General features: G+C 69.9%; 24 protein-coding genes and 1 tRNA gene. 17 read left to right on the top strand and 8 right to left on the bottom strand.

Translation table 11 applies throughout. The features are described 5' to 3' along the window. Window positions 1-2: 2 nt before the first annotated feature. From AN478_RS03645 to AN478_RS03595, 11 genes are all read left to right on the top strand, one after another. Window positions 3-1,463 carry an RNA polymerase factor sigma-54 gene (locus AN478_RS03645; RefSeq protein WP_054965270.1) on the top strand — a complete coding sequence of 487 codons (1,461 nt, stop codon included), beginning with the start codon at window positions 3-5 and terminating at the stop codon, window positions 1,461-1,463. A gap of 36 nt (window positions 1,464-1,499) precedes the next feature. Beyond that, entirely contained in the window at window positions 1,500-1,838 is a 339-nt protein-coding gene (gene hpf, locus AN478_RS03640) for a ribosome hibernation-promoting factor, HPF/YfiA family (RefSeq protein ID WP_054965269.1), read from the top strand. Beyond that, entirely contained in the window at window positions 1,804-2,343 is a 540-nt protein-coding gene (ptsN, locus tag AN478_RS03635; protein ID WP_143004135.1) for a PTS IIA-like nitrogen regulatory protein PtsN, read from the top strand. Before hpf ends, ptsN begins: the two co-directional genes overlap by 35 nt. Further along, a complete protein-coding gene (gene hprK / locus AN478_RS03630) occupies window positions 2,340-3,311 on the top strand; it encodes an HPr(Ser) kinase/phosphatase (protein WP_054965267.1) in 972 nt (323 codons plus the stop codon). The genes ptsN and hprK overlap by 4 nt, the downstream gene beginning before the upstream one ends. Beyond that, the gene (rapZ, locus tag AN478_RS03625; RefSeq protein ID WP_054965266.1) at window positions 3,302-4,201 is read left to right on the top strand and encodes an RNase adapter RapZ; all 900 of its coding nucleotides are present in this window, start codon (window positions 3,302-3,304) and stop codon (window positions 4,199-4,201) included. The genes hprK and rapZ overlap by 10 nt, the downstream gene beginning before the upstream one ends. Window positions 4,202-4,209: 8 nt before the next feature. Then, window positions 4,210-4,629 carry a PTS sugar transporter subunit IIA gene (locus AN478_RS03620; protein WP_054965518.1) on the top strand — a complete coding sequence of 140 codons (420 nt, stop codon included), beginning with the start codon at window positions 4,210-4,212 and terminating at the stop codon, window positions 4,627-4,629. Continuing rightward, window positions 4,626-4,895, top strand: coding sequence for an HPr family phosphocarrier protein (locus tag AN478_RS03615; RefSeq protein ID WP_054965265.1), 270 nt, complete (start codon window positions 4,626-4,628; stop codon window positions 4,893-4,895). The genes AN478_RS03620 and AN478_RS03615 overlap by 4 nt, the downstream gene beginning before the upstream one ends. A gap of 46 nt (window positions 4,896-4,941) precedes the next feature. Beyond that, a complete protein-coding gene (locus tag AN478_RS03610; RefSeq protein WP_054965264.1) occupies window positions 4,942-5,361 on the top strand; it encodes a hypothetical protein in 420 nt (139 codons plus the stop codon). 119 nt (window positions 5,362-5,480) lie between these two features. Next, a complete protein-coding gene (nth, locus tag AN478_RS03605) occupies window positions 5,481-6,134 on the top strand; it encodes an endonuclease III (RefSeq protein ID WP_054965517.1) in 654 nt (217 codons plus the stop codon). A 257-nt stretch (window positions 6,135-6,391) separates the two neighbouring features. Beyond that, window positions 6,392-6,844, top strand: coding sequence for a DUF1841 family protein (locus tag AN478_RS03600; protein ID WP_054965263.1), 453 nt, complete (start codon window positions 6,392-6,394; stop codon window positions 6,842-6,844). Continuing rightward, a complete protein-coding gene (locus tag AN478_RS03595) occupies window positions 6,841-8,631 on the top strand; it encodes a M3 family oligoendopeptidase (RefSeq protein WP_054965262.1) in 1,791 nt (596 codons plus the stop codon). The genes AN478_RS03600 and AN478_RS03595 overlap by 4 nt, the downstream gene beginning before the upstream one ends. Before the next feature lie 10 nt (window positions 8,632-8,641). On the opposite strand, the gene AN478_RS03590 is transcribed toward AN478_RS03595, so the two are convergent. Further along, on the bottom strand, window positions 8,642-9,436 hold the full coding sequence (locus AN478_RS03590) for a spermine/spermidine synthase domain-containing protein (protein WP_054965261.1): 795 nt from the start codon (window positions 9,434-9,436) through the stop codon (window positions 8,642-8,644). Between the two features lie 104 nt (window positions 9,437-9,540). Between AN478_RS03590 and AN478_RS03585 the strand changes: the two genes are divergently transcribed. The 3 genes from AN478_RS03585 to AN478_RS03575 are packed head-to-tail and all read left to right on the top strand — an operon-like array spanning window position 9,541 to window position 11,475. Further along, window positions 9,541-10,068, top strand: a complete 528-nt coding sequence (locus AN478_RS03585) for a hemerythrin domain-containing protein (protein ID WP_054965260.1) — start codon at window positions 9,541-9,543, stop codon at window positions 10,066-10,068. Window positions 10,069-10,088: 20 nt separating this feature from the next. After that, window positions 10,089-10,787: a PP2C family protein-serine/threonine phosphatase gene (locus tag AN478_RS03580; protein ID WP_074471402.1), complete on the top strand. Its 699-nt coding sequence runs from the start codon at window positions 10,089-10,091 to the stop codon at window positions 10,785-10,787. 49 nt (window positions 10,788-10,836) lie between these two features. Further along, window positions 10,837-11,475, top strand: a complete 639-nt coding sequence (locus tag AN478_RS03575; RefSeq protein ID WP_054965258.1) for a hypothetical protein — start codon at window positions 10,837-10,839, stop codon at window positions 11,473-11,475. Window positions 11,476-11,619: 144 nt separating this feature from the next. Here AN478_RS03575 and bioB read toward each other — a convergent pair whose 3' ends face one another. Continuing rightward, entirely contained in the window at window positions 11,620-12,576 is a 957-nt protein-coding gene (bioB, locus tag AN478_RS03570; protein ID WP_054965257.1) for a biotin synthase BioB, read from the bottom strand. 399 nt (window positions 12,577-12,975) lie between these two features. Between bioB and AN478_RS03565 the strand changes: the two genes are divergently transcribed. From AN478_RS03565 to AN478_RS03555, 3 genes are all read left to right on the top strand, one after another. Beyond that, window positions 12,976-13,842 (top strand): phosphate ABC transporter substrate-binding protein, encoded by an 867-nt coding sequence (locus AN478_RS03565; protein ID WP_054965256.1) that lies wholly within the window; start codon window positions 12,976-12,978, stop codon window positions 13,840-13,842. 78 nt (window positions 13,843-13,920) lie between these two features. Beyond that, entirely contained in the window at window positions 13,921-14,793 is an 873-nt protein-coding gene (locus tag AN478_RS03560; protein ID WP_054965255.1) for a phosphate ABC transporter substrate-binding protein, read from the top strand. A 24-nt stretch (window positions 14,794-14,817) separates the two neighbouring features. Next, window positions 14,818-15,381 (top strand): cob(I)yrinic acid a,c-diamide adenosyltransferase, encoded by a 564-nt coding sequence (locus AN478_RS03555; RefSeq protein WP_054965254.1) that lies wholly within the window; start codon window positions 14,818-14,820, stop codon window positions 15,379-15,381. Between the two features lie 40 nt (window positions 15,382-15,421). On the opposite strand, the gene AN478_RS03550 is transcribed toward AN478_RS03555, so the two are convergent. The 6 genes from AN478_RS03550 to rpoD all read right to left on the bottom strand — a co-directional run bounded on the left by AN478_RS03550 (window position 15,422) and on the right by rpoD (window position 21,526). Next, the gene (locus tag AN478_RS03550) at window positions 15,422-16,129 is read right to left on the bottom strand and encodes an ABC-type transport auxiliary lipoprotein family protein (protein WP_082432790.1); all 708 of its coding nucleotides are present in this window, start codon (window positions 16,127-16,129) and stop codon (window positions 15,422-15,424) included. Then, window positions 16,126-17,049, bottom strand: a complete 924-nt coding sequence (locus AN478_RS03545; RefSeq protein WP_054965252.1) for an MlaD family protein — start codon at window positions 17,047-17,049, stop codon at window positions 16,126-16,128. Before AN478_RS03545 ends, AN478_RS03550 begins: the two co-directional genes overlap by 4 nt. Window positions 17,050-17,053: 4 nt before the next feature. Next, window positions 17,054-17,827, bottom strand: coding sequence for an ABC transporter ATP-binding protein (locus AN478_RS03540; protein ID WP_054965251.1), 774 nt, complete (start codon window positions 17,825-17,827; stop codon window positions 17,054-17,056). Then, on the bottom strand, window positions 17,828-18,967 hold the full coding sequence (locus tag AN478_RS03535; RefSeq protein WP_054965250.1) for an MlaE family ABC transporter permease: 1,140 nt from the start codon (window positions 18,965-18,967) through the stop codon (window positions 17,828-17,830). It abuts the gene before it with no gap. Between the two features lie 535 nt (window positions 18,968-19,502). Next, window positions 19,503-19,579, bottom strand: a tRNA-Ile gene (locus AN478_RS03530). A gap of 81 nt (window positions 19,580-19,660) precedes the next feature. After that, window positions 19,661-21,526, bottom strand: a complete 1,866-nt coding sequence (rpoD, locus tag AN478_RS03525) for an RNA polymerase sigma factor RpoD (RefSeq protein WP_054965249.1) — start codon at window positions 21,524-21,526, stop codon at window positions 19,661-19,663. Window positions 21,527-21,643: the final 117 nt, after the last annotated feature.

The following is a 21,643-nucleotide window of genomic DNA, read 5'->3' as shown; positions in this document are numbered from 1 at the left end:
TTATGAAACCAGCCCTCGAACTCAAGGTCTCCCAGCAGCTCAAGATGACCCCGCAGCTGCGGCAGGCCATCCATCTGCTGCAGCTATCGCGCCTGGAGCTGGATCAGGAGATCCGGGAAACCCTCGAGGAGAACCCCCTGCTGGAGGAGGTCACCCCCGGGAACGAGGACGAGTTCGAGACGGAGGCCGATTCCGAGCCCCTCTCCTCCATGGAGGTGGAGGACCGGACCTCCGAGCCCGAGCGGGCCTCCGAGGACCAGGGCACGGCGGAGTCGGTGGATACCGACTGGGACGCGGGGGTTGCCCCCGACAGCCCCGGGCTCTCGGGCTCCGGCGAGGAGGACGAGCTGCCCGGGATCGAGGCCCGCAACTCCGCGCCCGAGACCCTCGGCGACCACCTCCTGTGGCAGATCCACATGGCCCCCCTGTCCCCGGGGGACCGGGCCATCGCCGAGGCCCTGGTCTCCGGGATCAGCGACGAGGGGTACCAGACGGCGACCCTGGCCGAGGTGGCCGAGACCCTTGGGGTCCCCGAGGAGGACGTGCACGCGGTGCACGTCTGGGTCATGCACCTGGACCCGGTGGGGGTGGGGGCCCGGGATCTTGCGGAGTGCCTGGGGGCGCAGCTGGACCTCCTGGAACAGGACACCCCGGGCCTGGACACGGCCCGCGCGGTGGTGGCCCACCACCTGGAGGACCTGGGCAAGCACGACCTGAAGGGCATCCGCAAGGCCCTGGGCGTGGGGGAAGAGGAGCTGGACAGGGCGGTGGACCTGATCCGTACCCTCAACCCCCGTCCGGGCTCGGTCATGGGCGGCCAGACCGCCCCCACGGTCCTCCCCGATGTCCTGGTCTACCACCGGGGCGACCGCTGGCAGGTGGAGCTGAACGCCGAGGCCATCCCCCGGCTGCGCATCAACGCCGCCTACTCCGATCTGGTGCGAGGCACCGCCGCGGACCAGGAGGCCCGCAAGTACGTGCGGGACCACCTCCAGCAGGCGCGGTGGTTCATCAAGAGCCTGGCCAGCCGCAACGAGACCCTGCTCAAGGTGGCCACGGCCATCGTCGAACGGCAGCAGAGCTTCCTGGAGAACGGCCCCACCGCCATGCGCCCCATGGTCCTGCGCGACATCGCCGAAGCCGTGGACCTGCATGAGTCCACCGTCTCCCGGGTCACCACCCAGAAATACATGCACACCCCGCAGGGGGTGTTCGAGCTCAAGTACTTCTTCTCCAGCCAGCTGGGCACCTCCGACGGCGAGGGCGTTTCCGCCACCGCCATCCGGGCCATGATCCAGCGGCTGGTGGACGAGGAGGAGCCGGGCAAGCCGTACAGCGACGCCAAGCTCGCCGAGATCCTTGAAGAGCAGGGGTTCCAGGTGGCCCGCCGGACCGTGGTGAAATACCGCAAGGCCCTGGGCATCCCCTCCTCCAGCCAGCGGCGCCGGATGACGCGGCGCTGAACCGGGCGGCCCCCGCCCCCCACTGGGAGGAAGCAAATGCAGCCAGAGGTTAGCGGTCAAAACCTGGAGATCACCGACGCCCTGCGCGATTACGTGCGCGAGAAGACGGACCGGGTAGCGCGCCATCTCGACAACCCCACCGGGGCGCACGTGGTGCTGTCGGTGGAGAAGATCCGCAACATCGCCGAGATCACCATCACCGTCGACGGCGCCACCCTGCACGCCGAAGCCGAAGACAAGGACATGTATGCGGCAATCGATGCGATGGCCGACAAGATCGACCGGCAGGCGCGCCGGCACCAAGGCAAAGCAAAAGACCACCACCAGCGTGAAGCCCGCGATGCCAAGGAACAGCCCCCCGAAGCCACCGACTGAGCCGGAGGACGGCGAGCCCCAGGAGGCCAACGGGCCCATCCGGGTGCGGGACCTTCTGTCGCGGGGGCGGATCCGCACCGATCTGGCCGCCTCCAGCAAGAAGAGCCTCCTGGACCAGCTGGCGGAAGAGTTCCACGCCGACCATCCCGAGCTGGACGAGCGCGAGGTGTTCCAGACCCTCCTGCGCCGGGAGCAGCTCGGTTCCACCGCCGTCGGCCACGGTGTCGCCCTCCCCCACGGGCGCATGGCCGACCTGGACCGGCCCCTCGGCGCCTTCACGCGGCTCGAGGAGCCCACGGACTTCGACGCCCTCGACGACCAGCCGGTGTCCCTGGTGTTCGCCCTGCTGGTGCCGGACGAGGAGAACGACCAGCACCTGCAGGTGCTCTCCCGGCTGGCGCGCATGCTCGACGACGGGGAATTCCGGGAGCGCCTGCGCCACGCCCCGGGGCGTGAGCTCTACGACCTCCTGGTGGGCAAGGACGAGGAAATGGCGAGCCAGTGAGCGCCACCACCATCACCGTTGAGGAGGTCTTCAACGCCCAGGCCGAGCCCCTCGGCCTGGAATGGGTGGCGGCGCGGGCGGCCGGGGACCACGAGATCGAGTCCGAGATGGTCCAGAAGCCCTCCCTGGCCCTCGCCGGCCAGCTGGACTTCGTCTACCCCAACCGCCTGCAGGTCTTCGGCCGCGCCGAGATCAGCTTCCTCAACAAGATGGCCTTGGGCGACCGGCGCGCCGCCCTGGAGGGCCTGTTCGGCAAGGGCCTGTCGGCCCTGGTGGTCAGCGACCGCGGCCGCCAGGACCTGCCACCGGAGCTCACCGAGGTGGCCGAGGCCCACAGCACCCCCCTGCTCCTGGCCCGCCTCTCCAGCCCCCGACTGGTGCACCACCTCCACCACTACCTGAGCCGGGTGCTCGCGGAGCGAACCACGGTCCACGGCGTCTTCCTGGACGTCATGGGCCTGGGCACCCTGCTCACCGGCCCCAGCGGGGTGGGCAAAAGCGAGGTGGCCCTGGAGCTCCTCACCCGCGGCCACCACCTCATCGCCGACGACGCCCCCGAGCTCGCCGCCGAGGTCCCCGGCATGCTGGTGGGACGCAGTCCGGAGCTTCTCCAGGACCACATGGAGGTGCGCGGCCTGGGCATCCTCAACATCCGCCACCTGTTCGGCCCGGCCACCATCGTGGCCAGCAAGCGCTTACGGCTCATCATCCAGTTCAAGCGGGTCCAGGGCGACGACCTCTCCCAGATCGACCGTCTCCAGCAGGAGCAGGATACCCAGTCCATCCTGGGCATCGAGATCCCCCGGGTGGTGCTGCCGGTGACGCCGGGGCGCAACCTGGCGGTGATGGTGGAGGTGGCCGTGCAGAGCTACTTCCACAAGGCCTCGGGGTTCAACCCCGAGAAGGACTTCCGGGACCGGCTGCGCAAGCGGCTGCTGGAGGACGACCGGGGCGGCGAATGGAACTGATCATCGTCAGCGGCATCTCCGGCTCGGGCAAATCCAGCGCCATCCATGCCCTGGAGGATGCCGGCTACTACTGCGTGGACAACCTGCCGCCCGACCTGCTGTGCGACCTGGCCCGGGTGCTGGCCTCCGGGCCCAAACCGGTGCGCAAGGCCGCGGTGGGCATGGACGTGCGCACCCGCGCCCACCTCGAGGATCTGCCGCAGGTCCTGCACGGCCTGGAGAAGGAGGGCGACCTGGAGATCCGCGGCCTCTTTTTGGAGGCCAACGAGACCAGCCTCCTGCGGCGCTTCAGCGAGACCCGCCGCCGCCATCCCCTGGCCGAGGGCGGCCTCAGCCTGCCCGAGGCCATCGGCCTGGAGCGGCGCCACCTCGCTCCGCTCGCCGAGGCCGCCGACCGCGTCCTGGACACCAGCGAGCTCTCCGTCCACACCCTGCGGCGGCGGGTGCAGGACTTCGCCTCCGGCGGCTCGGCCCCGCGCCCCCTGACGCTGCTCTTCCAGTCCTTCGGCTTCAAGCACGGCATACCGATGGACAGCGACCTCCTTTTCGACATACGCTTTTTGCCCAACCCGAATTACGAGTCCGGCCTGGCCGAGCTCACCGGGCTGGACCAGCCGGTCCGGGACTACCTGGAGGCCCAGCCCGAGCTGGAGCAGCGGCTGGCGGACGTCCACCGGCTGCTGGAGGACTGGCTGCCCGCCTACGCCGAGGAGCCGCGCAGCTACCTGACGGTTTCCATCGGCTGCACGGGGGGCCGGCACCGGTCCGTGTACATGGTGGAACGCCTGGCCGAGCGCTTCGGCGACCGGGCGCCGCATGTGCTGGTGCGCCACCGGGAGCTGGGGTCCGGGCAGCCGGCGGGGCATCAACCGGGGCCAGGAGCGCAATGACATTGCCCATGGCCGGAATCCTGATCATCGCCCACCAGCACCTCGGCCACGAGCTGGTGCGGGCCGCCCAGCACATCATGGGCCGCGACGAGGCCGCCCTGGCGGCGGTGGACATCGGCCCGGAGACCGCCTACGAGGAGGCCCGCGAGCGCATCCGCGCCGCCCTCGACGAGGTGGCCGGGGAGGAGGGCGTGATCATCCTCACCGACATGTACGGCGGGACCCCGGCCAACCTGGGCATGGACTTCCTGGATCCCGGCCGGATCGAGGTGATCGCCGGGGCCAGCCTGCCCATGCTGGTGCGGCTGCTCACCTACCGCTCCCGGCCCCTGGAGGAGCAGGTGCAGAAGGCCCTGGAGGGGGGCCGGGAGGGAGTGGTGCTCGGCCGCAGCCGCTCCCTGCGCCACCCGTCCCCGGGCCACCTATGATCCAGCGGCCCCTGCGCATCATCAACAAGCTGGGGCTGCACGCGCGTGCGGCCTCCAAGCTGGTTTCCCTGGCCTCCTCCTACGAGTCCGAGGTCAGCCTCACCCGCGAAGGCCAGACGGTATCGGCCAAGAGCATCATGGGGGTCATGATGCTCGGCGCCAGCCGCGGCACGGAGCTCGAGCTCATCGCGGAAGGCCCGGACGAGGAGGACGCCGCCGACGCCATCAGCGAGCTGGTGGAGGATCGCTTCGGCGAGGGGGAATGACCGGGTTGCATCACCGTTAGGCAAACCCAGCGACGAGGAAAGAACCATGAGCGGACACGAGCTGCCTTTCGAGAAGCGCGTCGACCGCAATACCATGCATAGCTTCTTCGAGTACCACGGCTTCGACGAGGAGCTGGAGGAGGAGTACTACCGCTTCCTGTACGACTTCGTCCTGGAGCGGATGGAGAAGGACAACGGACTCAAGGCCGCCTTCGGCCCCACCTTCCAGCACTACCCCCACGGCCAGCACCACGGCGAGGACTTCCACCTCCACGGCCACAAGTGGGCGGTGCGCACCGCCGATCTGGGCAACTTCATCGGCAAGACGGCCTACCTGGCCATGTCCGATGAGGACAAGCAGGAGTTTACCCGGCGGCATGAGGAGAAGGTGGCGGAGCTGGGCAAGAAGGCGGAGCAGAAGCCCAAGGAGGAAACCGACGACATCCCGGGCTTCCGCCACACCTGAGGGCCCGGCCCCTCCGGACCCACACAAGGGCGGTCCCGCGGGGCCGCCCTGCTTGTTGCATCGGCCCGACCCCGCCCAGTAGCCCAGGGAGCAAGCGCATGTCCGACGCCCCGCGCGCCATGACCGCCGAGGAAGCCGAGGCCTTCATCGCCCGCCTGGCGGAGACCGACCCCGCCCCCACCACCGAGCTCAACTATTCCACTCCCTTCGAGCTGCTGGTGGCGGTGAGCCTGTCGGCGCAGAGCACCGACGTGGGCGTGAACAAGGCCACGGAGAAGCTGTTCCGCGTGGCCAACACCCCGCAGGCCATGCTGGAGCTGGGGGAGGAGGGGATCCGCGACTACATCCGCAACCTGGGCCTGTACAACAACAAGGCCAAAAACCTGGCGGAGGCCGCCCGCATCCTGGTGGCGGAGCACGGCGGCGAGGTCCCCGAGGACCGCGCCGCCTTGGAGCGGCTACCGGGAGTGGGCCGCAAGACGGCCAACGTCATCCTCAACACCGCCTTCGGCCACCCCACCATCGCCGTGGACACCCACATCTTCCGGGTCTCCAACCGCACGGGCCTGGCCCCGGGCAAGAACGTGACGGCCGTGGAGCGGGCCCTGGAGGCCATCCTGCCGGCGGCCTACAAGCGCCACGCCCATCACTGGCTCATCCTCCACGGCCGCTACACCTGCACCGCCCGGCGACCCAAGTGCGCCCAGTGCCGGGTGTTCGATCTGTGCCTGTGGCCGGAGAAGGCGGAGTACGCCGAGTCGGCGGCCTCGTGAACGGCAGAACGCCAACACCAAACCGCCAAGGGCGCCAAGAGACGCCAAGGAAAAGACTCGAACCCACGGCCCGCCTGTGGGAGCTCGTTTCAGCGAGCGCCAGCCCGATTCGGCCATCCAGCCATTGATGAATTCCCTCGCTGAAGCGAGCTCCTACGCAAGGCGCTAACGTCGCGAGGCATCCATCCGTGACCTCAGTGCCCTCCGTGGTAAATAATCCGATTTAGACCTGCGAAAAAGCGAACAAGGATTCCCCCATGCTATTCGGCAACGACCGCTCCGAGACCCGCGAGGTGTTCTTCCGCTCCTGGGAGAAGTTCCACAAGGGCGAGACCCTGGAGCCCGGGGAGCAGCTGGTGATCGACGTCCTCCACCGCCACCCCGAGTACCACCGGGTGGTGGGCGACCGCGCCGGCTACGCCGATTACGAGTGGACCCCGGAGAGCGGCGAGACCAACCCCTTCCTCCACATGGGCATGCACATCGCCATCGCGGAGCAGGTGGGCACCGACCGCCCGCAGGGGATCCGCGAGGCCTACCAGCGCCTGGCGGCCGGCATGGGCGACACCCACGCCGCCGAGCACGAGATCATGGAGTGCCTGGGCCGGGCCCTGTGGGAGGCGCAGCGCTCCGGGACCCAGCCCGACGAGCAGGGCTACCTGGAGTGCGTCCAGCGGCTGGCCCGCGACAAGGGAGGGCCGGCGCAATGACCACGGACGTGCAAGCGGTCCGCTGGGACCTCTCCGATCTCTATAGCGGGCCGGAGGACCCGGCCCTTCAGCAGGACCTGGACGCCGCCGATGCGGCGGCGGGCGCCTTCCGCGAGCGCTACCACGGCCGCGTGGCGGATCTGGAGCCCGCCGAGCTGGCCAAAGCGGTGACCGATCTGGAAGCCCTGGAGCAGCGCCTGGCGCGGCCGGCGGTCTACATCCAGCTCCTGCACACGGTGCGGACGGACGACCCCGAGGTGGGGGCCCTGCTCACCCACGTGCAGGAGCGGGCCACCGCCATCGGCAATCAGGTGCTGTTCTTCCAGCTGGAATGGCAGGGGGTGGACGCGGACCGGGCCGAGGCCCTGCTGGCCGACGACGCCCTGGCCGGCTACCGCCACTTTCTGGAGACCGCTCGCCAGCACCGCCCCTACCGCCTCTCCGAGCCGGAGGAGCGGATCCTGGCGGAGAAGCAGCTCACCAGCCGCGCCGCCTGGAACCGCCTGTTCGACGAGACCTTCGCCCGGCTACGCTTCACGGTGGACGGCGAAGGGCTGCCCGAGGAGGAGGTCCTGGCCCGCCTCAAGCGGGAGGACCGCGCCACCCGACGGTCCGCCGCGACGGGCTTCACCGCCGGGCTGCAGGAGCAGCTGCCCCTGCTCACCCACGTCTTCAACACCGTGCTCTCCGACAAGGCCATCGAGGACCGCCTGCGCGGCTACCCGCACTGGCTCACGGAGCGCAACCTGGACAACGAGGCCTCCGACGCCATGGTGGAGGCCCTGGTGGGGCGGGTCACGGACCGCTACGACCTGGTGGCGCGCTACTACCGCCTCAAGGCGCGCCTGCTGGGCCTCGATACCCTGTACGACTACGACCGCTACGCCCCGCTGCCGGGCACCCAGCGCACCGTCTCCTGGGACGAGGCGCGCGCCACCGTGCTGGACGCCTTCGGCGGCTTCTCCCAGCGGATGCGCGAAATCGCCGAGATGTTCTTCGAGCGCGGCTGGATCGACGCCCCGGTGGCCGACGGCAAGCAGGGCGGCGCCTTCTCCCACCCCGCCACGCCGGACGCTCACCCCTACGTGATGGTGAACTTCACCGGCACCCCCTCGGACGTCATGACCCTGGCCCACGAGCTCGGCCACGGCGTCCACCAGTACCTGGCCCGCGAGCGGGGCTACTTCAACGCCGACACGCCGCTGACCACCGCCGAGACCGCCTCGGTGTTCGGCGAGATGCTCGCCTTCGAGCACCTCATGGGCCGGGAGTCCGACGAGCGCGCCCGGCTGGGGCTGCTGTGCAACAAGCTCGAGGAGATGTTCGCCACCGTGTTCCGCCAGGTGGCCATGAACCGCTTCGAGCACGCGGCGCACACCGCCCGGCGCGAGGAGGGCGAGCTGTCGGCGGAGCGGCTCGGCGAGCTGTGGCTGGAGACCCAGCGCCCCATGTTCGGCGACAGCGTGGTGCTCACCGAGGACTACCGGTCGTGGTGGTCCTACATCCCCCACTTCCTTCATGTGCCCGGCTACGTCTACGCCTACGCCTTCGGCGAGCTGCTCACCCTGGCCCTGTACGAGCGCTACCGGGACCAGGGCGAGGACTTCGTGCCCCGCTACCTGGAGCTGCTGGCGGCGGGCGGCTCGGACTCCCCGGAGGCGTTGGTGGGCCTGCTCGGGCTGGACCTGGCCGATCCCGGCTTCTGGGACCGCGGTCTGGACGTGCTGGCCTCCATGGTGGAGCGGGCGGAGCGGCTGGCCGACGAGGTGGGACCGCTGACGGACTGACCCGCCCGGGCTAGGGAAAGATAGCGTCCAGCCAGGTCCTGCGATTGGGCTCCAGGTCGGCGAGGTAGCGTTCGTAGGCCAGCCCGATGCGCTCCTCCAGGGACCGCGCCCGGTCCGCCAGGGTGGGGCCGGGCTCCGCCGGCAGGCCGCCCCGGCCGGCGAAGGCCGACACGTTGGCCCTTCCCCGCGCCTGCAGCCGGTAGACCGGGGCGCCGAAGACCCGCTCCATGGCGTCCAGGGCCGCCCGCAGGCGCCGGCGGCGGCTGCTCCACAGGTTGGCCGCCAGCACCCCCTCGGGGTGCATCCCCGACCGGCAACGCTGGTAGAAGTCCTCCAGCAGGGTGGCGGGGTCCGGACCCTCGGAGTTGTAGGCGTCGGCCACGATCAGGTCCCAGCCCTCCCGGGGCGCCGTGCCCGGCTCCGCGAGGAAGGACCCGGCCTCGCGCAGGTGGACCGTCAGCCGGGGGTGGTCGAGGGGCAGGGCGAAGAAGTCCCGGGCCACCGCCACCACTTCCGCTCGGTTCTCCACGGCCTCCACCCGGGCCTCCGGGAAGTGGTGCAGGAAGAAGTGGGCCAGCGCCCCGCCGCCGAGCCCCACCAGCAGGATCCGGCGCGGCTCGGGCCGGAACAGGAGAGCGGCGGTAAGGGTCCGAGTGTAGGGCAGAACCAGCTCGTGGGGGGCGTCGGGACGGACGCTGCTCTGCTTGGAGGGACTGCCGAAGTAGAGGCTGCGGGCGTCCCGTTCCTGGACCACCTCGATGGTCCCCTCGTCGTCCCGATGGCGGTACAGGATCTTGCGGTCCACGGCGTCTCCGGGTAGGGATGGGGATTCCCGCATTCTGGCATACGGCGGCCTTCCAGCCCTTGCCCCCGACGGCCGCCGAAGGCAATGGTGGAAACGAGGACAGCATGCGCCGCAGCGACCCGCTCCAGCCCCTCAGCCGGCAGCACCACATCGCCCTGGTCTTCGCCAAGACCCTGCGCCAATGGGGCCGCCTCGCTCCGCCGCCGGAGGCGGCGGAGAAGCGGGCCGTGGCCGAGGCCGCCCACCGCTTCTGGGAGGTGGAGCTGGTCCCCCACTTCCGGGCCGAGGAGGAGGGCCTGCTGGGCCGCTGGCAGCGGCCGGCCACCGACCCCCTGGCCACGCGCGTGCTGCAGGAGCACGTCGGCATCCACCGGGTGGCCCAGCGCCTGAGCCGCCGCCTGCGCGCCGACGACCTGGAGGGTGCCTGGGAGGAGACGCTGCGCCTCGGTCAGTGCGTCAACGCCCACGTGCGCTTCGAGGAGCGCACGTGGCTGCCGCAGCTGGAGGCGGAGCTGGAAGCGGAGCTGCTCGCCGAGGCCGAGGCGGGGATCGGCCACGCCCTCGACCCCGAGGCCGCCGAGGCGGTTTTGCCGCCCCGCCCCGACCCCGAACGGATCGTCGAAGACCCCTGACCGACAGCGGGATGCCCGCCATGGAGCCCTGGACCAGCGCCGCGGTCTCCGAGATCGGCGCCCGCGGCGCCAACGAGGACGCCTTCCTGGAGGCCCCCGACCTGCGCCTGTGGGCGGTGGCCGACGGCATGGGCGGCCACCGCCACGGGGAGGTGGCGAGCCGCACGGCCCTGGCGGGCCTGAAGCACGCCATCCTGGAAGACGCGGACCTGCCGGGAGCGGTGGTCGCCGCCAACCGGGCCACCTGGGAGGAGGCCCGCCGCCGCGACTCCGACATGGGCACCACCCTGGTGGCCCTGCGCCTCCACCCCCACCGCTGGGAGCTGGCTTGGCTCGGCGACAGCCGCGCCTACCGCTGGACGGGGGAGCGGCTGGAACAGCTATCCACCGACCACACCCTGGTGCAGGACTGGGTGGCCCAGGGCCGCATCTCCCCCGCCGAGGCCCGCCGACACCCCTACGGACATGTCCTCACCCGGGCCGCGGGCCTGGAGCAGGAGGCCTACCCCGGCACCCAAGAAGGGCCCCTGGCGGGCTCCGAGACCTTCCTGCTGTGCAGCGACGGGCTCACGGACACCCTCGGCGACGAGCGGATCGCGGCCGTCCTCCGGGAATCCCCGCCCCCCGAGGCGCCCAGCGCCCTCGCGGAAGCCGTCCATGCGGCCGGCAACCCCTTTCAGGACAACCTCACGGTGGTGGTGATCGGGCCAAGGCGCTAGCCTGGGGGAAAGCCCCGCAATCGCCGCGCACCGCCGGAAGGGATCCGCCATGCCCCGCTACTCCATCGACGCCCTCAACCCCAGCGGAAGCCGCGCCTGGCGCCTCCAGGACGACCACACCTGGCGCAAGGCCCAGTTCGCCGAGCCGCTGAGCGCGGGCGACCTCACCACCACCGATCCCGCCGAGGCCCGGCGGTGGCTCGCCGGCCGGTTGCAGAAGGACTGGCGGGGACGACTCTCCTGGGAGGCCGCCCCCGACCGGGGCCCCTTCGCCCCGGGGGAGATCGGCATCCACCCCATTGCCCACCGGGAAGGCACGGCACGGGTCCCGGACCGGGAGGCCCTGCAGCGGGTGCTGGCGCAGGCCCCCGCCGATGAGCGCCGAGTCCTCTGTCTGGACACCGACGGCAACTTCCGTCTGCGTGATCCCGAGGCCGAGCCCTTGGCCGGGGACCCGGATCTGGCCGCCCACGGGGACAGCCTGTCCGGGGCGGCCTATCTCGGCCCGGAGGCCGCCGCCGACAGCCGGTACGTGGACGAGACCTACCGCAAGTTCCTGGGGGCCTGGTACCAGCACCTGCGCAGCGGGCGGGTCAGCCTCTACGCCGGCGAGGCCCCCTGGGACCTGGACACGGACACGCTCATAGCGCGGATCCAGGAATGGCGGGGGGGCGGCCAGGAGAGCTGACCGGCTCGCTCCGACGCCGGCGGCGGCGCCTCACCCCCGCGGCAGCGGCGGAGGTCCGCACCAAACACGCGGGGCCCGGCGATCACGCCGGGCCCCGTTCGTGCTGTGCCCTTTCCCGGCGGCTCGCCGCCGGGGTGCCCGCCTTCAGGCCCGGGCGTCCTGGGCGACCTCTTCGATGGTCATGCCCAGCTTGTCCAGCAAGGCCCGGTCGCTGTTCTCATCGGGGTTGGGCGTAGTGAGGAGCTGCTCACCGTAGAAGATGGAGTTGGCCCCGGCCATGAAGCACAGGGCCTGCTCCGCCTCGGTCATGGACAGGCGGCCGGCGGCGAGCCGGATGTAGGAGGTGGGCAGGGCGATGCGCGCCGCGGCCACGGTGCGGATGAACTCCACGGCGTCCACCGGCTCCCGGTCGCCCATGGGGGTGCCCGGTACCGGCACCAGGTTGTTGATGGGCACGCTCTGCGGCTGGGGATCGAGGGCGGCGAGCTGGGCGATGAGGCCGGCGCGGTCGCTGCGCTCCTCGCCCAACCCCAGGATGCCGCCGCAGCAGACCTTCATGCCGGCGTCCTGCACCCTCTGCAGGGTATCCAGCCGGTCGTCGTAGGTGCGCGTGGAGATCACCTCGTCGTAGTGCTCCGGCGAGGTGTCCAGATTGTGGTTGTAGTAGTCCAGGCCCGCATCCGCCAGGCGCTCCGCCTGGCCCTCCCGGAGCATGCCGAGGGTGGCGCAGGTCTCCATGCCCATTTCCTTGACCGCGGCCACCATCTCCGTCACCTGATCCAGGTCCTTGTCCTTGGGCCCCCGCCAGGCGGCGCTCAGGCAGAAGCGCGTGGCCCCCGCCTCCCGGGCCGCGCGGGCCCGTTCCAGCACCTCGTCCACCTCCATCAGGCCGTCCCGCTCCGTATCGGTGTGGTAGCGGGCGGCCTGGGAGCAGTAGCCGCAGTCCTCCGGGCAGCCCCCGGTCTTCACCGACAGCAGGCTGCTCACCTGGACCGCCCCCGGGCGGAAGTGCTGGCGATGGACGGTCTGGGCCTCGTAGACCAGATCGAGGAAGGGCTTCTCCAGAAGCGCTTGCACCTCTTCGGGGGTGATTCGGGCCATGATCGCTTCTCCGGCTGGGAAAGGCACCGAACCTAGCGACGGGGCGGGCACCTGTCAACGTCCCCCTTTTCCGACAAAATCGATAAACATGCTAGAATCCGTCCTCCATTCAAACATTTCCCCGCCCTGGGGGAATGCGGATGGCGTGGGCCTTGCCGAGCGGCCCCCTACGGGGGCCCTCCTTGCCACGGAATCAACCACCGCCTGGAAAGCCTGCCGGGAGTCCGAGAGGGGGCGGACATACCGGGGCCCGCACAGGGGCCAAGGGGTCACCCACCCGGGCGGTGCGGACCCATCTCCCTGACCATAAAACCTTTTGCCGGGCCGCGGTACGGCCCGGTGTCCTGCACGCAAACGCCCCGGCACGGGGCCGGGGCCAAACGAAGGAGGATCCGAAGCATGCCCGGTTTCATTCGCGCGATCGCCCTGGGGGCGGCATTGGCCACCACCTTGCTGACCGCTACCCCCGTGGCCGCCGACCCCATGCGCTGGGGCGGTTGCGGAATCACCAAGAAGGCCTTCATGTCCTCGCTGGCGGAAGGCTTCCAGAAGAAAACGGGCACCCGCATCGAGATCGAGGGCGGTGGGGCCACCCACGGCATCCGGGCGGTGAAGAGTCATGAGCTCGACCTCGGAGGCGCCTGCCGCCCGGCCCTGGCCAAGGACAAGCGCGAGGACGTGCAGATGGTGCAGGTGGCCTGGGACGCCCTGGTCGCCATCGTCCACCCCGACAACCCCGTGGACGAGATCAGCAGCGAGGAGCTCCAGAAGATCTTCCGCGGCGAGATCACCAACTGGAAGGAGCTCGGCGGCCCCGACAAGTTCATCATCGTCGGCTACCGCTCCCAGGACCTGTCCGGCGTGGGCCTGGCCTTCCGCGAGCTGGGCTTCCGTGAGACCACCGGCGCCGGGGACTTCACCCAGGGCCTGGCCCAACGGTCCTCGGGTCCCCTGGAGATCGCCGTGGAGAAGATGCCGGACGCCATCGCCGTCACCGGCGCCTCCAGCGCCCGGAAACGGGACGTGAAAACCCTGGGCCTGGACGGCGTCGCCCCCTCCGTCGAGAATATCGCCCAAGGCGAGTACCCGCTTTACCGGCCCCTGTTCCTGACCGTCTCCAAGGATCCGGAAGAGGAGGTGCAGCGCTTCGTGGACTTCGCCCTGTCCTCGGAAGGCCAGCGCATCATCGCCGACGAAGGCACGGTGAACCTGGAGATGGGCAAGGGGATCGACAACCCCTGGGGCGGAGCGCACATTGAGCTGTGACCGTGGGGACACCCCCTAAGGGGATCCCCGGCCTACTGCGCCCGGCCCCGGGCCGGGCGGACAAGGAGGAGCCCAAGTATGCCCGGTATCATTCGTTTGGTCGCCCTGGGCGTGGTCGTGGCCACCACCCAGATCATGGCCTCCCCCGCGTCCGCCGCAACCCTGCAATGGGGCGGCTGCGGGATCACCAAGAAGGCCTTCATGTCCGCCCTGGCCGAGCGCTTCGAGGCGAAGACCGGCACCGAGATCGAGATCCAGGGCGGCGGCGCCACCTTCGGCGTGCGGGGGGTCAAGGAAGGGGAGATCGACCTCGGCGGCTCCTGCCGGCCGGCGGTGGCGGGGGATGAGCGCGAGGACGTCCAGATGGTGCAGGTGGCCTGGGACGCCCTGGTGGCCATCGTCCACCCCTCCAATCCCGTGGACGAGATCAGCAGCGAGGAGCTGCAGCAGGTCTTCCGCGGCGAGATCACCAACTGGAAGGAGCTCGGCGGCCCCGACAAGTTCATCATCGTCGGCTACCGCTCTCCGCCGCTCTCCGGGGTGGGCTACGCGTTCCGTGAGCTGGGCTTCCGCAAGACCACCGGCTCGGGCGATTTCACCCAGGGGCTGGCTCGCCAGTCCTCGGGACCCCTGGAGACCGCCGTGGAAAAGCTCCCGGACGCCATGGCGGTAACCGGGGTGTCCAGCGCCAAGAAGCGTGAGGTGAAGCTGCTGGCGCTGGACGGGGTGAAGCCCACCCCAGAGAACATCGCCAGCGCCGAGTATCCCCTGTACCGCCCGCTCTATCTCACCGTCTCCAAGGACCCGAAGCCGGTGGTGCAGCGCTTCGTGGACTTCGCGCTGTCTGCCGAGGGGCAACGCATCATCGCCGACGAGGGCACGGTGAACCTGGAGATGGGCGAGGCAATCGACAATCCCTGGGGCGGCGACTACGTCGAGGTCGCCCAGTAACCGCCCCCGCAGGAGGCAGCCCCCATGGGCCACCGGCTTTCCCGCATCTACACCCGCACGGGCGACCAGGGATCCAGCGACCTGGGCGACGGCACCCGCGTGCCCAAGGACCACTTCAGGCTCCATGCCTACGGGGACGTGGATGAGCTCAACAGCCAGGTGGGGGTGATCGCCGCCCAGGGGGTTCCCGAAGAGTTCGGGGAGCTGCTGGCGGACATCCAGCACGACCTGTTCGACCTCGGGGCCGAGCTGGTGGTCCCGTCCCACGAGGCCCTGCGGGAGGCCCAGGTGGAGGCGCTGGAAGAGCGCATCGACGCCTTCAACGCCGAGCTGGGCCCGCTCCAGGAGTTTATCCTGCCGGGCGGGGGACCGGCCGGGGCCCAGGCGCACGCGGCGCGCGCGGTGTGCCGTCGGGCGGAGCGGACCGTCTACGCCCTCTCCCGGGAGGAGGACGTGTCTCCGGTAACCCTGCGTTACCTGAACCGCCTCTCCGATCTGCTCTTCGTCCTGGCCCGGCTGCTCAACCGGCGCGGCGGCGCCCCCGAGACCCTGTGGGACCGCGCCCGCAAGGGACGGGAACGGGACTGACCCCCCCGCACGGCTGCCCGTGCCCGCGCCCCTACGGGGCTTATCGGCCTCCCTGGCCGGCAAGCGGGGTCCCATGCGGCCCACGGGCCAGGCTGGTGCCGGCGTGGCCCTCCTTGGCCGCCCCGGGACCCAGCTCCTCCGCCAGGGAACGGAGGAGGGCCCCATAGGCGTCCGCGAGCAGCTCCTCCAGCGTGCCCACCACCGCCTCCAGGCGGTTGGCCGGGGCCACCCGGTCCCGCGTCCTCCGGATGCGTATTGCCTCGGCTTCAGGGCGTTCCAGGCTCCCCTCCAGGGTGACCCGCACCCGGGGTGGCCCATCCATCCCCTCGGGGTACACCGCCTGGAAGTCCCGCACGACCACCCGCAGGCGATACTCCGCCCCACGCACCTCGCCGGACCGCGCCCCCTGAACTTCGGGAAGGCCGTGGCCCAGGCTTTCCACGAAAAAGTCCTGCAGCAGCTCGGGGAGGGGCCGCACCCAACGGGCCCCGGCGAAGTAGTCGATCCGCCGCTCGTCCCGGATGAGCGCGATCCGGTCCGTGCCCAGCCCGGGCGCCACGCGGGGCACCTCCACCGCCATCATGGCCGACTCCCCCGCGCGCTCCTCCCCGCTTGGTCGGTCGTCAGGAGGCGGGGCGTTCAACCGGTACAGGGCGGGGGCCTCCTCCGGCTCGGGAAGGGACAGGCATCCGGCGAACAGCAACGGGATGAGCAGGGCCGCCAACGCCCCGAGCATTGGGGATCTCATCGGGGAATCTCCACGCCTTGCTTGCCCGGCGGATAGAGGATGCGAGAGGGGTCCTCCTCCAGCCGCCGGCTCAGCTCTCGGATCTCCTGGAGGGTGGCGCGACCCTCCTCGAGGAGGACATGCACGTCCTCCAGCCCCTCCTCGGCGAACCGGTCGAGGGACTCCTCGTGTCGGGCGGTAAACCGGTCCAGGCGGCGGCTCGTGGCCCGCAGCCGCTTCAAAAGGGCCTCCGCCTCCGGCGCGAGGCCTCGGGCCGTCGCCAGGGTCTCCCGGGTCTCCCCCAGGGTGGCTTCCAGGCTCTCCATGGTGGAGTCGCTTTGCGCCATCAGGTCGGCGAGCTCGCCGGCCCGCCGGTCGAGCTTCTCGCTGAACGCCTCGGAATTCCGCAGGATCGCCTGCACCCGGCGCTCCGTATCCTCACCGAGGAGCTTCTCCAGCCGGGCCGTTACGGACCGGATCCCCTCCATAACCCTCGGCAGGTCCTCGAGCATGCGGTCCATGCCCGAGGTGCGCGACTCGAGCACCGGGAAGGGCTCCCCCGAGACCCGTTCCGGGGGCGGGGCCCCGGCGTCCTCGGTGCGCAGTCCCACGTAGGAGAGGCCGGTGAGTCCCACCGAGCTGCTAGTGGCGACGGTGCTCCGGTTGATGGGGGTACCGGCCCCGACCTGGATGGTCACCCGAATGTCCCGGGGACGGTCCTTCAGCACCTCCACCCCCGCCACCCGGCCCACCGCCACCCCCTGGTACCGGACCTCGCTTCCCGTGTCGAGGCCGCCCACGCTGCCCCGGAAATAGATGGTGTAGTGTTCGGCCTCGTCGCCCCCGGGCTTCTGGGAGAACCAGAGGACAAACAGGAAAAAGGCGATCCCGGTGAGGATCACGACGATCCCCACCACCAGATAGGGGACATTGCGCTCCATGGCCTCAGTCCGTCCTCAATGCCGACTGCATGCGCGCCCCGCCGAAGAAGGCATGCAGCCAGGGATGGGGATGGCTCCGCATCTCCTCCAGGGTCCCCGTCACCGCCCGGCCGTCCACCAGTGCCGTCAATCGGTCGCAGATCTGCGTGAGGGTGTGAAGGTCGTGGGTGGTCAGCACCACCGTCAGGCCCAGGGTGTCCCGCAGGTCGCGCACGAGCTCGTCCAGGGCCGTGGCCGACAAGGGATCGAGACCGGCGGTGGGCTCGTCCAGAAACAACACCTCGGGATCCAGGGCCAGGGCACGTGCCAGAGCGGCCCGCTTGGTCATGCCGCCGGACAAATCCGCCGGGAACTTGTCCCCATGCTCCAGGGGGAACCGGGCCAGACGCAGCCGGAGCCGCGCCAGGGGGCGCAGCAACTCGGGCGGCAGCTTGAAGTGCTCGCGCATGGGCAGCTCCACGTTCTCCTGCACGGTCAGCCCGGAGAACAGGGCCCCTTGCTGGAACAGCACCCCCCAGTCCTCCTGGACCGCGCGCCATTCCCGCGCGGACAGGGCCCGTATATCCCGTCCCTCGAAGAGGATTCGTCCATCAAGAGGCCGCTGCAGGCCGATCAGGCTCCGCAGCAGGACGGTCTTGCCGCTCCCCGATTCCCCCACCAGGCCCAATATCTCCCGCCGGTGCACCTCCAGGTCCACCCCGTCATGCACCAGCTGGCCCCCCAGGCGGTTGACCAGCCCCTCCACCCGGATCACGGGCTCCGTGCCCGGAGCCCCCATTCAGGCCCCCAGCCGGGAAAGGGCCACCGAGACCAGGGCGTCGGCGACGATGACCAGGAAGATGGATTGGACCACGGAGACCGTGACCTGCTGCCCCACCTTCTCCGGCGAATCCGCCTCCTTCATCCCCCAGAAGGTGGCGGTGAGGGCGATCAGGAAGGCGAAGATGGGGGCCTTGATCATGCCCACCCAGAAAGACGCCGGGGTCACCGCCGTCTGCACGTGATGCAGGAACTGGGGGAGGGAGAGCCCCACGAGGATCCGGGCGCTGAAGGCGCTGCCCACTAGCCCGGCGAGGTCGGCGAGGAGGGTCAGGAGAGGGACCATGATCAGAAGGGCCAGGATGCGGGGCAGCACCAGGATTTCCGTCGGGGGCATGCCAAGGACGTGCATGGCGTCGATCTCCCCGTTGAGGCGCATCACCCCCAGCTCCGCGGCGAAGGCGCTCCCCGATCGGCCCGCCACCACCACCGCCGTCAGCAGCACTCCCATCTCCCGCAGCAGCGAGACCACGGCCAGGTTGATGGTGTAGATCTCGGCCCCGAAGCGTTCCAGCTGAACCATTCCCTGGTAGGACAGGACGATGCTGATGAGGAAGGCCATAAGGGCCACGATCGGGATGGCGGTCACCCCCGCGCGGAACATGTTGGCCACCATCACCCCGAGCCGGAACCGGTGCGGCAGCAGGAGACAGCGGACAAAGTCCAGCAGCACCTGAGCCAGAAAGGCGGTCAACTCCCCGACGTGCCGGATCCCGCCCACCGAATGGCGCCCGAGCCGCTCCAACCGCGTGACCGGCCCGGCCCAGTGGCGCCGGGGCGGAGAGACGGGGGGCTCGAACCCCTGGCTGATGCGGGCCAGGAACCGGGAGTGGGGCTCCCGGAACCCCTCGGAGGTGGTGTCCAGGCCCTGCTCCGCCAAGGCCTCGAGCAACCGCTGCAGCAGCCACGCGCCGGTGGTGTCCAGGGCCCCAATGGCGCTGCCGCGGACAATCACCCGGCCCTCCCCCTTCACCCTTCCCGGGATCGCCTGGATGCGCTGGTCAAGGCTGATGGCGTGGTCGATCACCCAGTCCCCGGACAGGCTAAGGAACACCTCGCCCCCTACCCGCTCCAGGTCGATTCGGGGCTCGGCCGCCATGCCCTACTCCCTCGGTCGCAGCGCGCGTTTCCACCCCGTCTTCCGTCCATCCTTCCCCCATCAGGCCCACCCTACCGGGCAGGGCAGGAGCCCATCCGCCTGGGACCATCGCGGGCGGCCCGCGCGGGACGGGGCGGCGACACGCCGAATGGCGCAAGGCGGCCTAGCAGCGGCAGCCCTCCCGATCCGGCATTCTTTCCATCAGTATTCCTCCCGATAAGGAAAGACGCCATCCGGGGAAGCCCCCAGAAACAAGCCATTTCCGGGCCGGAGGCATGACCGGAACCAAGCCGAAGGGGCCGATTCGGGAACGGGAAAGGACGTGTCAGACGGAGGTAGCAAGCGGGATGGGATCGGGCCCGAGGGGCCAGTCACCACGGGCTTTAGGTCGGGCGCCTAACGGAATAAGGAAGCGGAGTGCTCTTCAGCCCTGTAGGGGTTCGAATCCCCCGGTCCCGCCATAGCCGAAAAAAAAGCCCGCGCTGGGCGGGCTTCAGACACTCCGGTGGATACCCGGATCTTCCGGAAGAGGGAATGGTGGGCTCGGTCGGACTTGAACCGACGACCAAGGGATTATGAGTCCCCTGCTCTGACCAACTGAGCTACGAGCCCGTAGGAGAACAAAATTTACCCCAGGTCCAACCCTTCCCGCAAAAGGAAGGCGGACGCTGGGGTAAGGGGTTCCGGCACGGGCTAGGCGCTGCTGCCCTCGCTGTCCACCTCCATGAAGCTGGACAGCCGCTTGGAGCGGGAGGGGTGGCGTAGCTTGCGCAGGGCCTTGGCCTCGATCTGCCGGATGCGCTCGCGGGTGACGTCGAACTGCTTGCCCACCTCCTCGAGGGTGTGGTCGGTCTGCATGCCAATGCCGAAGCGCATGCGCAGGACCTTCTCCTCGCGCGGGGTCAGCTCCTTGAGCACCTCGTCGGTGCATTCCGCGAGGCTGGCGGAGATGGCCGCGTCCACCGGGGCCTGGGTGTTCTTGTCCTCGATGAAGTCGCCCAGCGCGCTGTCCTCGTCGTCGCCGATGGGCGTCTCCATGGACAGAGGCTCCTTGGCGATCTTGAGGATCTTGCGCACCTTCTCCTCGGGCATCTCCATCTCCTCCGCGAGCTCCTCGGGGGTCGGCTCGCGGCCCATCCGCTGCAGCATCTGCCGGCTGGTGCGGTTGAGCTTGTTGATGGTCTCGATCATGTGCACCGGGATACGGATGGTGCGCGCCTGGTCGGCGATGGCCCGGGTGATGGCCTGGCGGATCCACCAGGTGGCGTAGGTGGAGAACTTGTAGCCGCGCCGGTATTCGAACTTGTCCACCGCCTTCATCAGGCCGATGTTGCCCTCCTGGATGAGGTCCAGGAACTGCAGGCCGCGGTTGGTGTATTTCTTGGCGATGGAGATCACCAGCCGCAGGTTGGCCTCCGCCATCTCGGTCTTGGCGCGGCGGGCCTTGGCCTCGCCGGTGGTGATCTGGCGGTGCAGCTCCTTCACCTCGCGCACGGGCAGGCCGGCCTGCTGCTCGATGTCCGCCAGGCCCTCCTGGTGCTCCCGGACGCGATCCCGGACCGCCTTGAGGCCGTTGGCCTGGGGATGGTCCTTTTCCAGGAGGTGGTCCACCCATTCCGCGTTGCCTTCCCAGCCCTGGAAGTTGCGCAGGAACTCCTTGCGCGCCATTCCGGCTTCCTTGCAGCACAGCTCCATGATGGAACGCTCGGACTGGCGCAGTTCGTTGACCTGCTGCTGGGCGCGCTCGGTGAGGTCGTCGATCAGGCGGGGGTTGAGCTTCACACGCTGGAACTCGGCGGCCAGGGCATCCCGTTTCTCGTGGTAGCCCTCGGCACCCACGCCTTGGTCGGCGCGGACCTCCATGGCCTCCCGGTAGAGCTCCCGGCAGCGGGTGAACCACTCGCTGGCCTGGGCCTCCAGCTCCTCCTTGGAGAGCTCCTTGGGACCCTCCTCCTCGCCGGCCACCGAGTCGCCCTCTTCCTCCTCGAGCTGCTCCACGGCGGCGTCGAGGGCGGCGTCCTCCTGCTCGAGGTCGCCTTCCTTGGCCTCGCCCTGCTCGGCGTCCTCGGCGTCCACGGCCAGGACGATCTCGTCGAGGCGCACCTCGCCCTCGGCCCACCGGTCCCCGAGGGCGAGGACCTCCTCGAAGGTGGAGGGCAGGCTGCACAGGGCGCGGATCACCTGGTTCCGGCCCTCCTCGATGCGCTTGGCGATCTCGATCTCGCCCTCGCGGGTGAGCAGCGGCACGCTGCCCATCTCGCGCATATACATCCGCACCGGGTCAGAGGTCTGCCCCAGGTCGGCCTCGACGTTGGCTACCGCCTCCTCGGCGTCCTCGTCCGTGGCGGCCGTCCCGCCGATGAGCATCTCATCCTGGGGGGCCTCGTCGAGGACCTCGATCCCCATGTCCCCGATCATGCTGATGATGCTCTCGACCTGCTCGGCCTCGAGAACATCCTCGGGGAGGTGATCGTTGATCTCCTTATAGGTGAGGTAGCCGCGCTCTTTCCCCAGCGCGATGAGGCGCTTTAGCTCGGAGCGCTCGGCCTGGTTACTCATGCGGCAATCCCTCCTGACTGAACTGAAACATATGCTTGGTCCCGGTGCTGAGACACGGGCGCCGGTGCGGGCGCGTCCGGATCGAACCGTCCTCGCGCAAATCCTGTTACCCCGTCG

Origin of the sequence: Thiohalorhabdus denitrificans (assembly GCF_001399755.1) — a bacterium.
Taxonomy (GTDB): Bacteria; Pseudomonadota; Gammaproteobacteria; order Thiohalorhabdales; family Thiohalorhabdaceae; genus Thiohalorhabdus; species Thiohalorhabdus denitrificans.
This window is presented reverse-complemented; position numbering and strand designations above follow the sequence as displayed.

What these genes read in the sequence shown, in the direction of transcription:
- AN478_RS03575 (WP_054965258.1), top strand. Translation starts at nt 10,837, where the DNA reads ATGCCCCGCTACTCCATCGACGCCCTCAACCCCAGCGGAAGCCGCGCC.
- ptsN (WP_143004135.1), top strand. Translation starts at nt 1,804, where the DNA reads ATGCCAAGGAACAGCCCCCCGAAGCCACCGACTGAGCCGGAGGACGGC.
- AN478_RS03535 (WP_054965250.1), bottom strand. Translation starts at nt 18,967, where the DNA reads ATGGCGGCCGAGCCCCGAATCGACCTGGAGCGGGTAGGGGGCGAGGTG.
- hpf (WP_054965269.1), top strand. Translation starts at nt 1,500, where the DNA reads ATGCAGCCAGAGGTTAGCGGTCAAAACCTGGAGATCACCGACGCCCTG.
- nth (WP_054965517.1), top strand. Translation starts at nt 5,481, where the DNA reads ATGACCGCCGAGGAAGCCGAGGCCTTCATCGCCCGCCTGGCGGAGACC.
- AN478_RS03560 (WP_054965255.1), top strand. Translation starts at nt 13,921, where the DNA reads ATGCCCGGTATCATTCGTTTGGTCGCCCTGGGCGTGGTCGTGGCCACC.
- AN478_RS03610 (WP_054965264.1), top strand. Translation starts at nt 4,942, where the DNA reads ATGAGCGGACACGAGCTGCCTTTCGAGAAGCGCGTCGACCGCAATACC.
- AN478_RS03555 (WP_054965254.1), top strand. Translation starts at nt 14,818, where the DNA reads ATGGGCCACCGGCTTTCCCGCATCTACACCCGCACGGGCGACCAGGGA.
- AN478_RS03620 (WP_054965518.1), top strand. Translation starts at nt 4,210, where the DNA reads ATGGCCGGAATCCTGATCATCGCCCACCAGCACCTCGGCCACGAGCTG.
- AN478_RS03615 (WP_054965265.1), top strand. Translation starts at nt 4,626, where the DNA reads ATGATCCAGCGGCCCCTGCGCATCATCAACAAGCTGGGGCTGCACGCG.
- AN478_RS03595 (WP_054965262.1), top strand. Translation starts at nt 6,841, where the DNA reads ATGACCACGGACGTGCAAGCGGTCCGCTGGGACCTCTCCGATCTCTAT.
- AN478_RS03565 (WP_054965256.1), top strand. Translation starts at nt 12,976, where the DNA reads ATGCCCGGTTTCATTCGCGCGATCGCCCTGGGGGCGGCATTGGCCACC.
- AN478_RS03645 (WP_054965270.1), top strand. Translation starts at nt 3, where the DNA reads ATGAAACCAGCCCTCGAACTCAAGGTCTCCCAGCAGCTCAAGATGACC.
- AN478_RS03540 (WP_054965251.1), bottom strand. Translation starts at nt 17,827, where the DNA reads ATGGGGGCTCCGGGCACGGAGCCCGTGATCCGGGTGGAGGGGCTGGTC.
- AN478_RS03545 (WP_054965252.1), bottom strand. Translation starts at nt 17,049, where the DNA reads ATGGAGCGCAATGTCCCCTATCTGGTGGTGGGGATCGTCGTGATCCTC.
- AN478_RS03550 (WP_082432790.1), bottom strand. Translation starts at nt 16,129, where the DNA reads ATGAGATCCCCAATGCTCGGGGCGTTGGCGGCCCTGCTCATCCCGTTG.
- rpoD (WP_054965249.1), bottom strand. Translation starts at nt 21,526, where the DNA reads ATGAGTAACCAGGCCGAGCGCTCCGAGCTAAAGCGCCTCATCGCGCTG.
- rapZ (WP_054965266.1), top strand. Translation starts at nt 3,302, where the DNA reads ATGGAACTGATCATCGTCAGCGGCATCTCCGGCTCGGGCAAATCCAGC.
- AN478_RS03600 (WP_054965263.1), top strand. Translation starts at nt 6,392, where the DNA reads ATGCTATTCGGCAACGACCGCTCCGAGACCCGCGAGGTGTTCTTCCGC.
- bioB (WP_054965257.1), bottom strand. Translation starts at nt 12,576, where the DNA reads ATGGCCCGAATCACCCCCGAAGAGGTGCAAGCGCTTCTGGAGAAGCCC.
- AN478_RS03585 (WP_054965260.1), top strand. Translation starts at nt 9,541, where the DNA reads ATGCGCCGCAGCGACCCGCTCCAGCCCCTCAGCCGGCAGCACCACATC.
- AN478_RS03580 (WP_074471402.1), top strand. Translation starts at nt 10,089, where the DNA reads ATGGAGCCCTGGACCAGCGCCGCGGTCTCCGAGATCGGCGCCCGCGGC.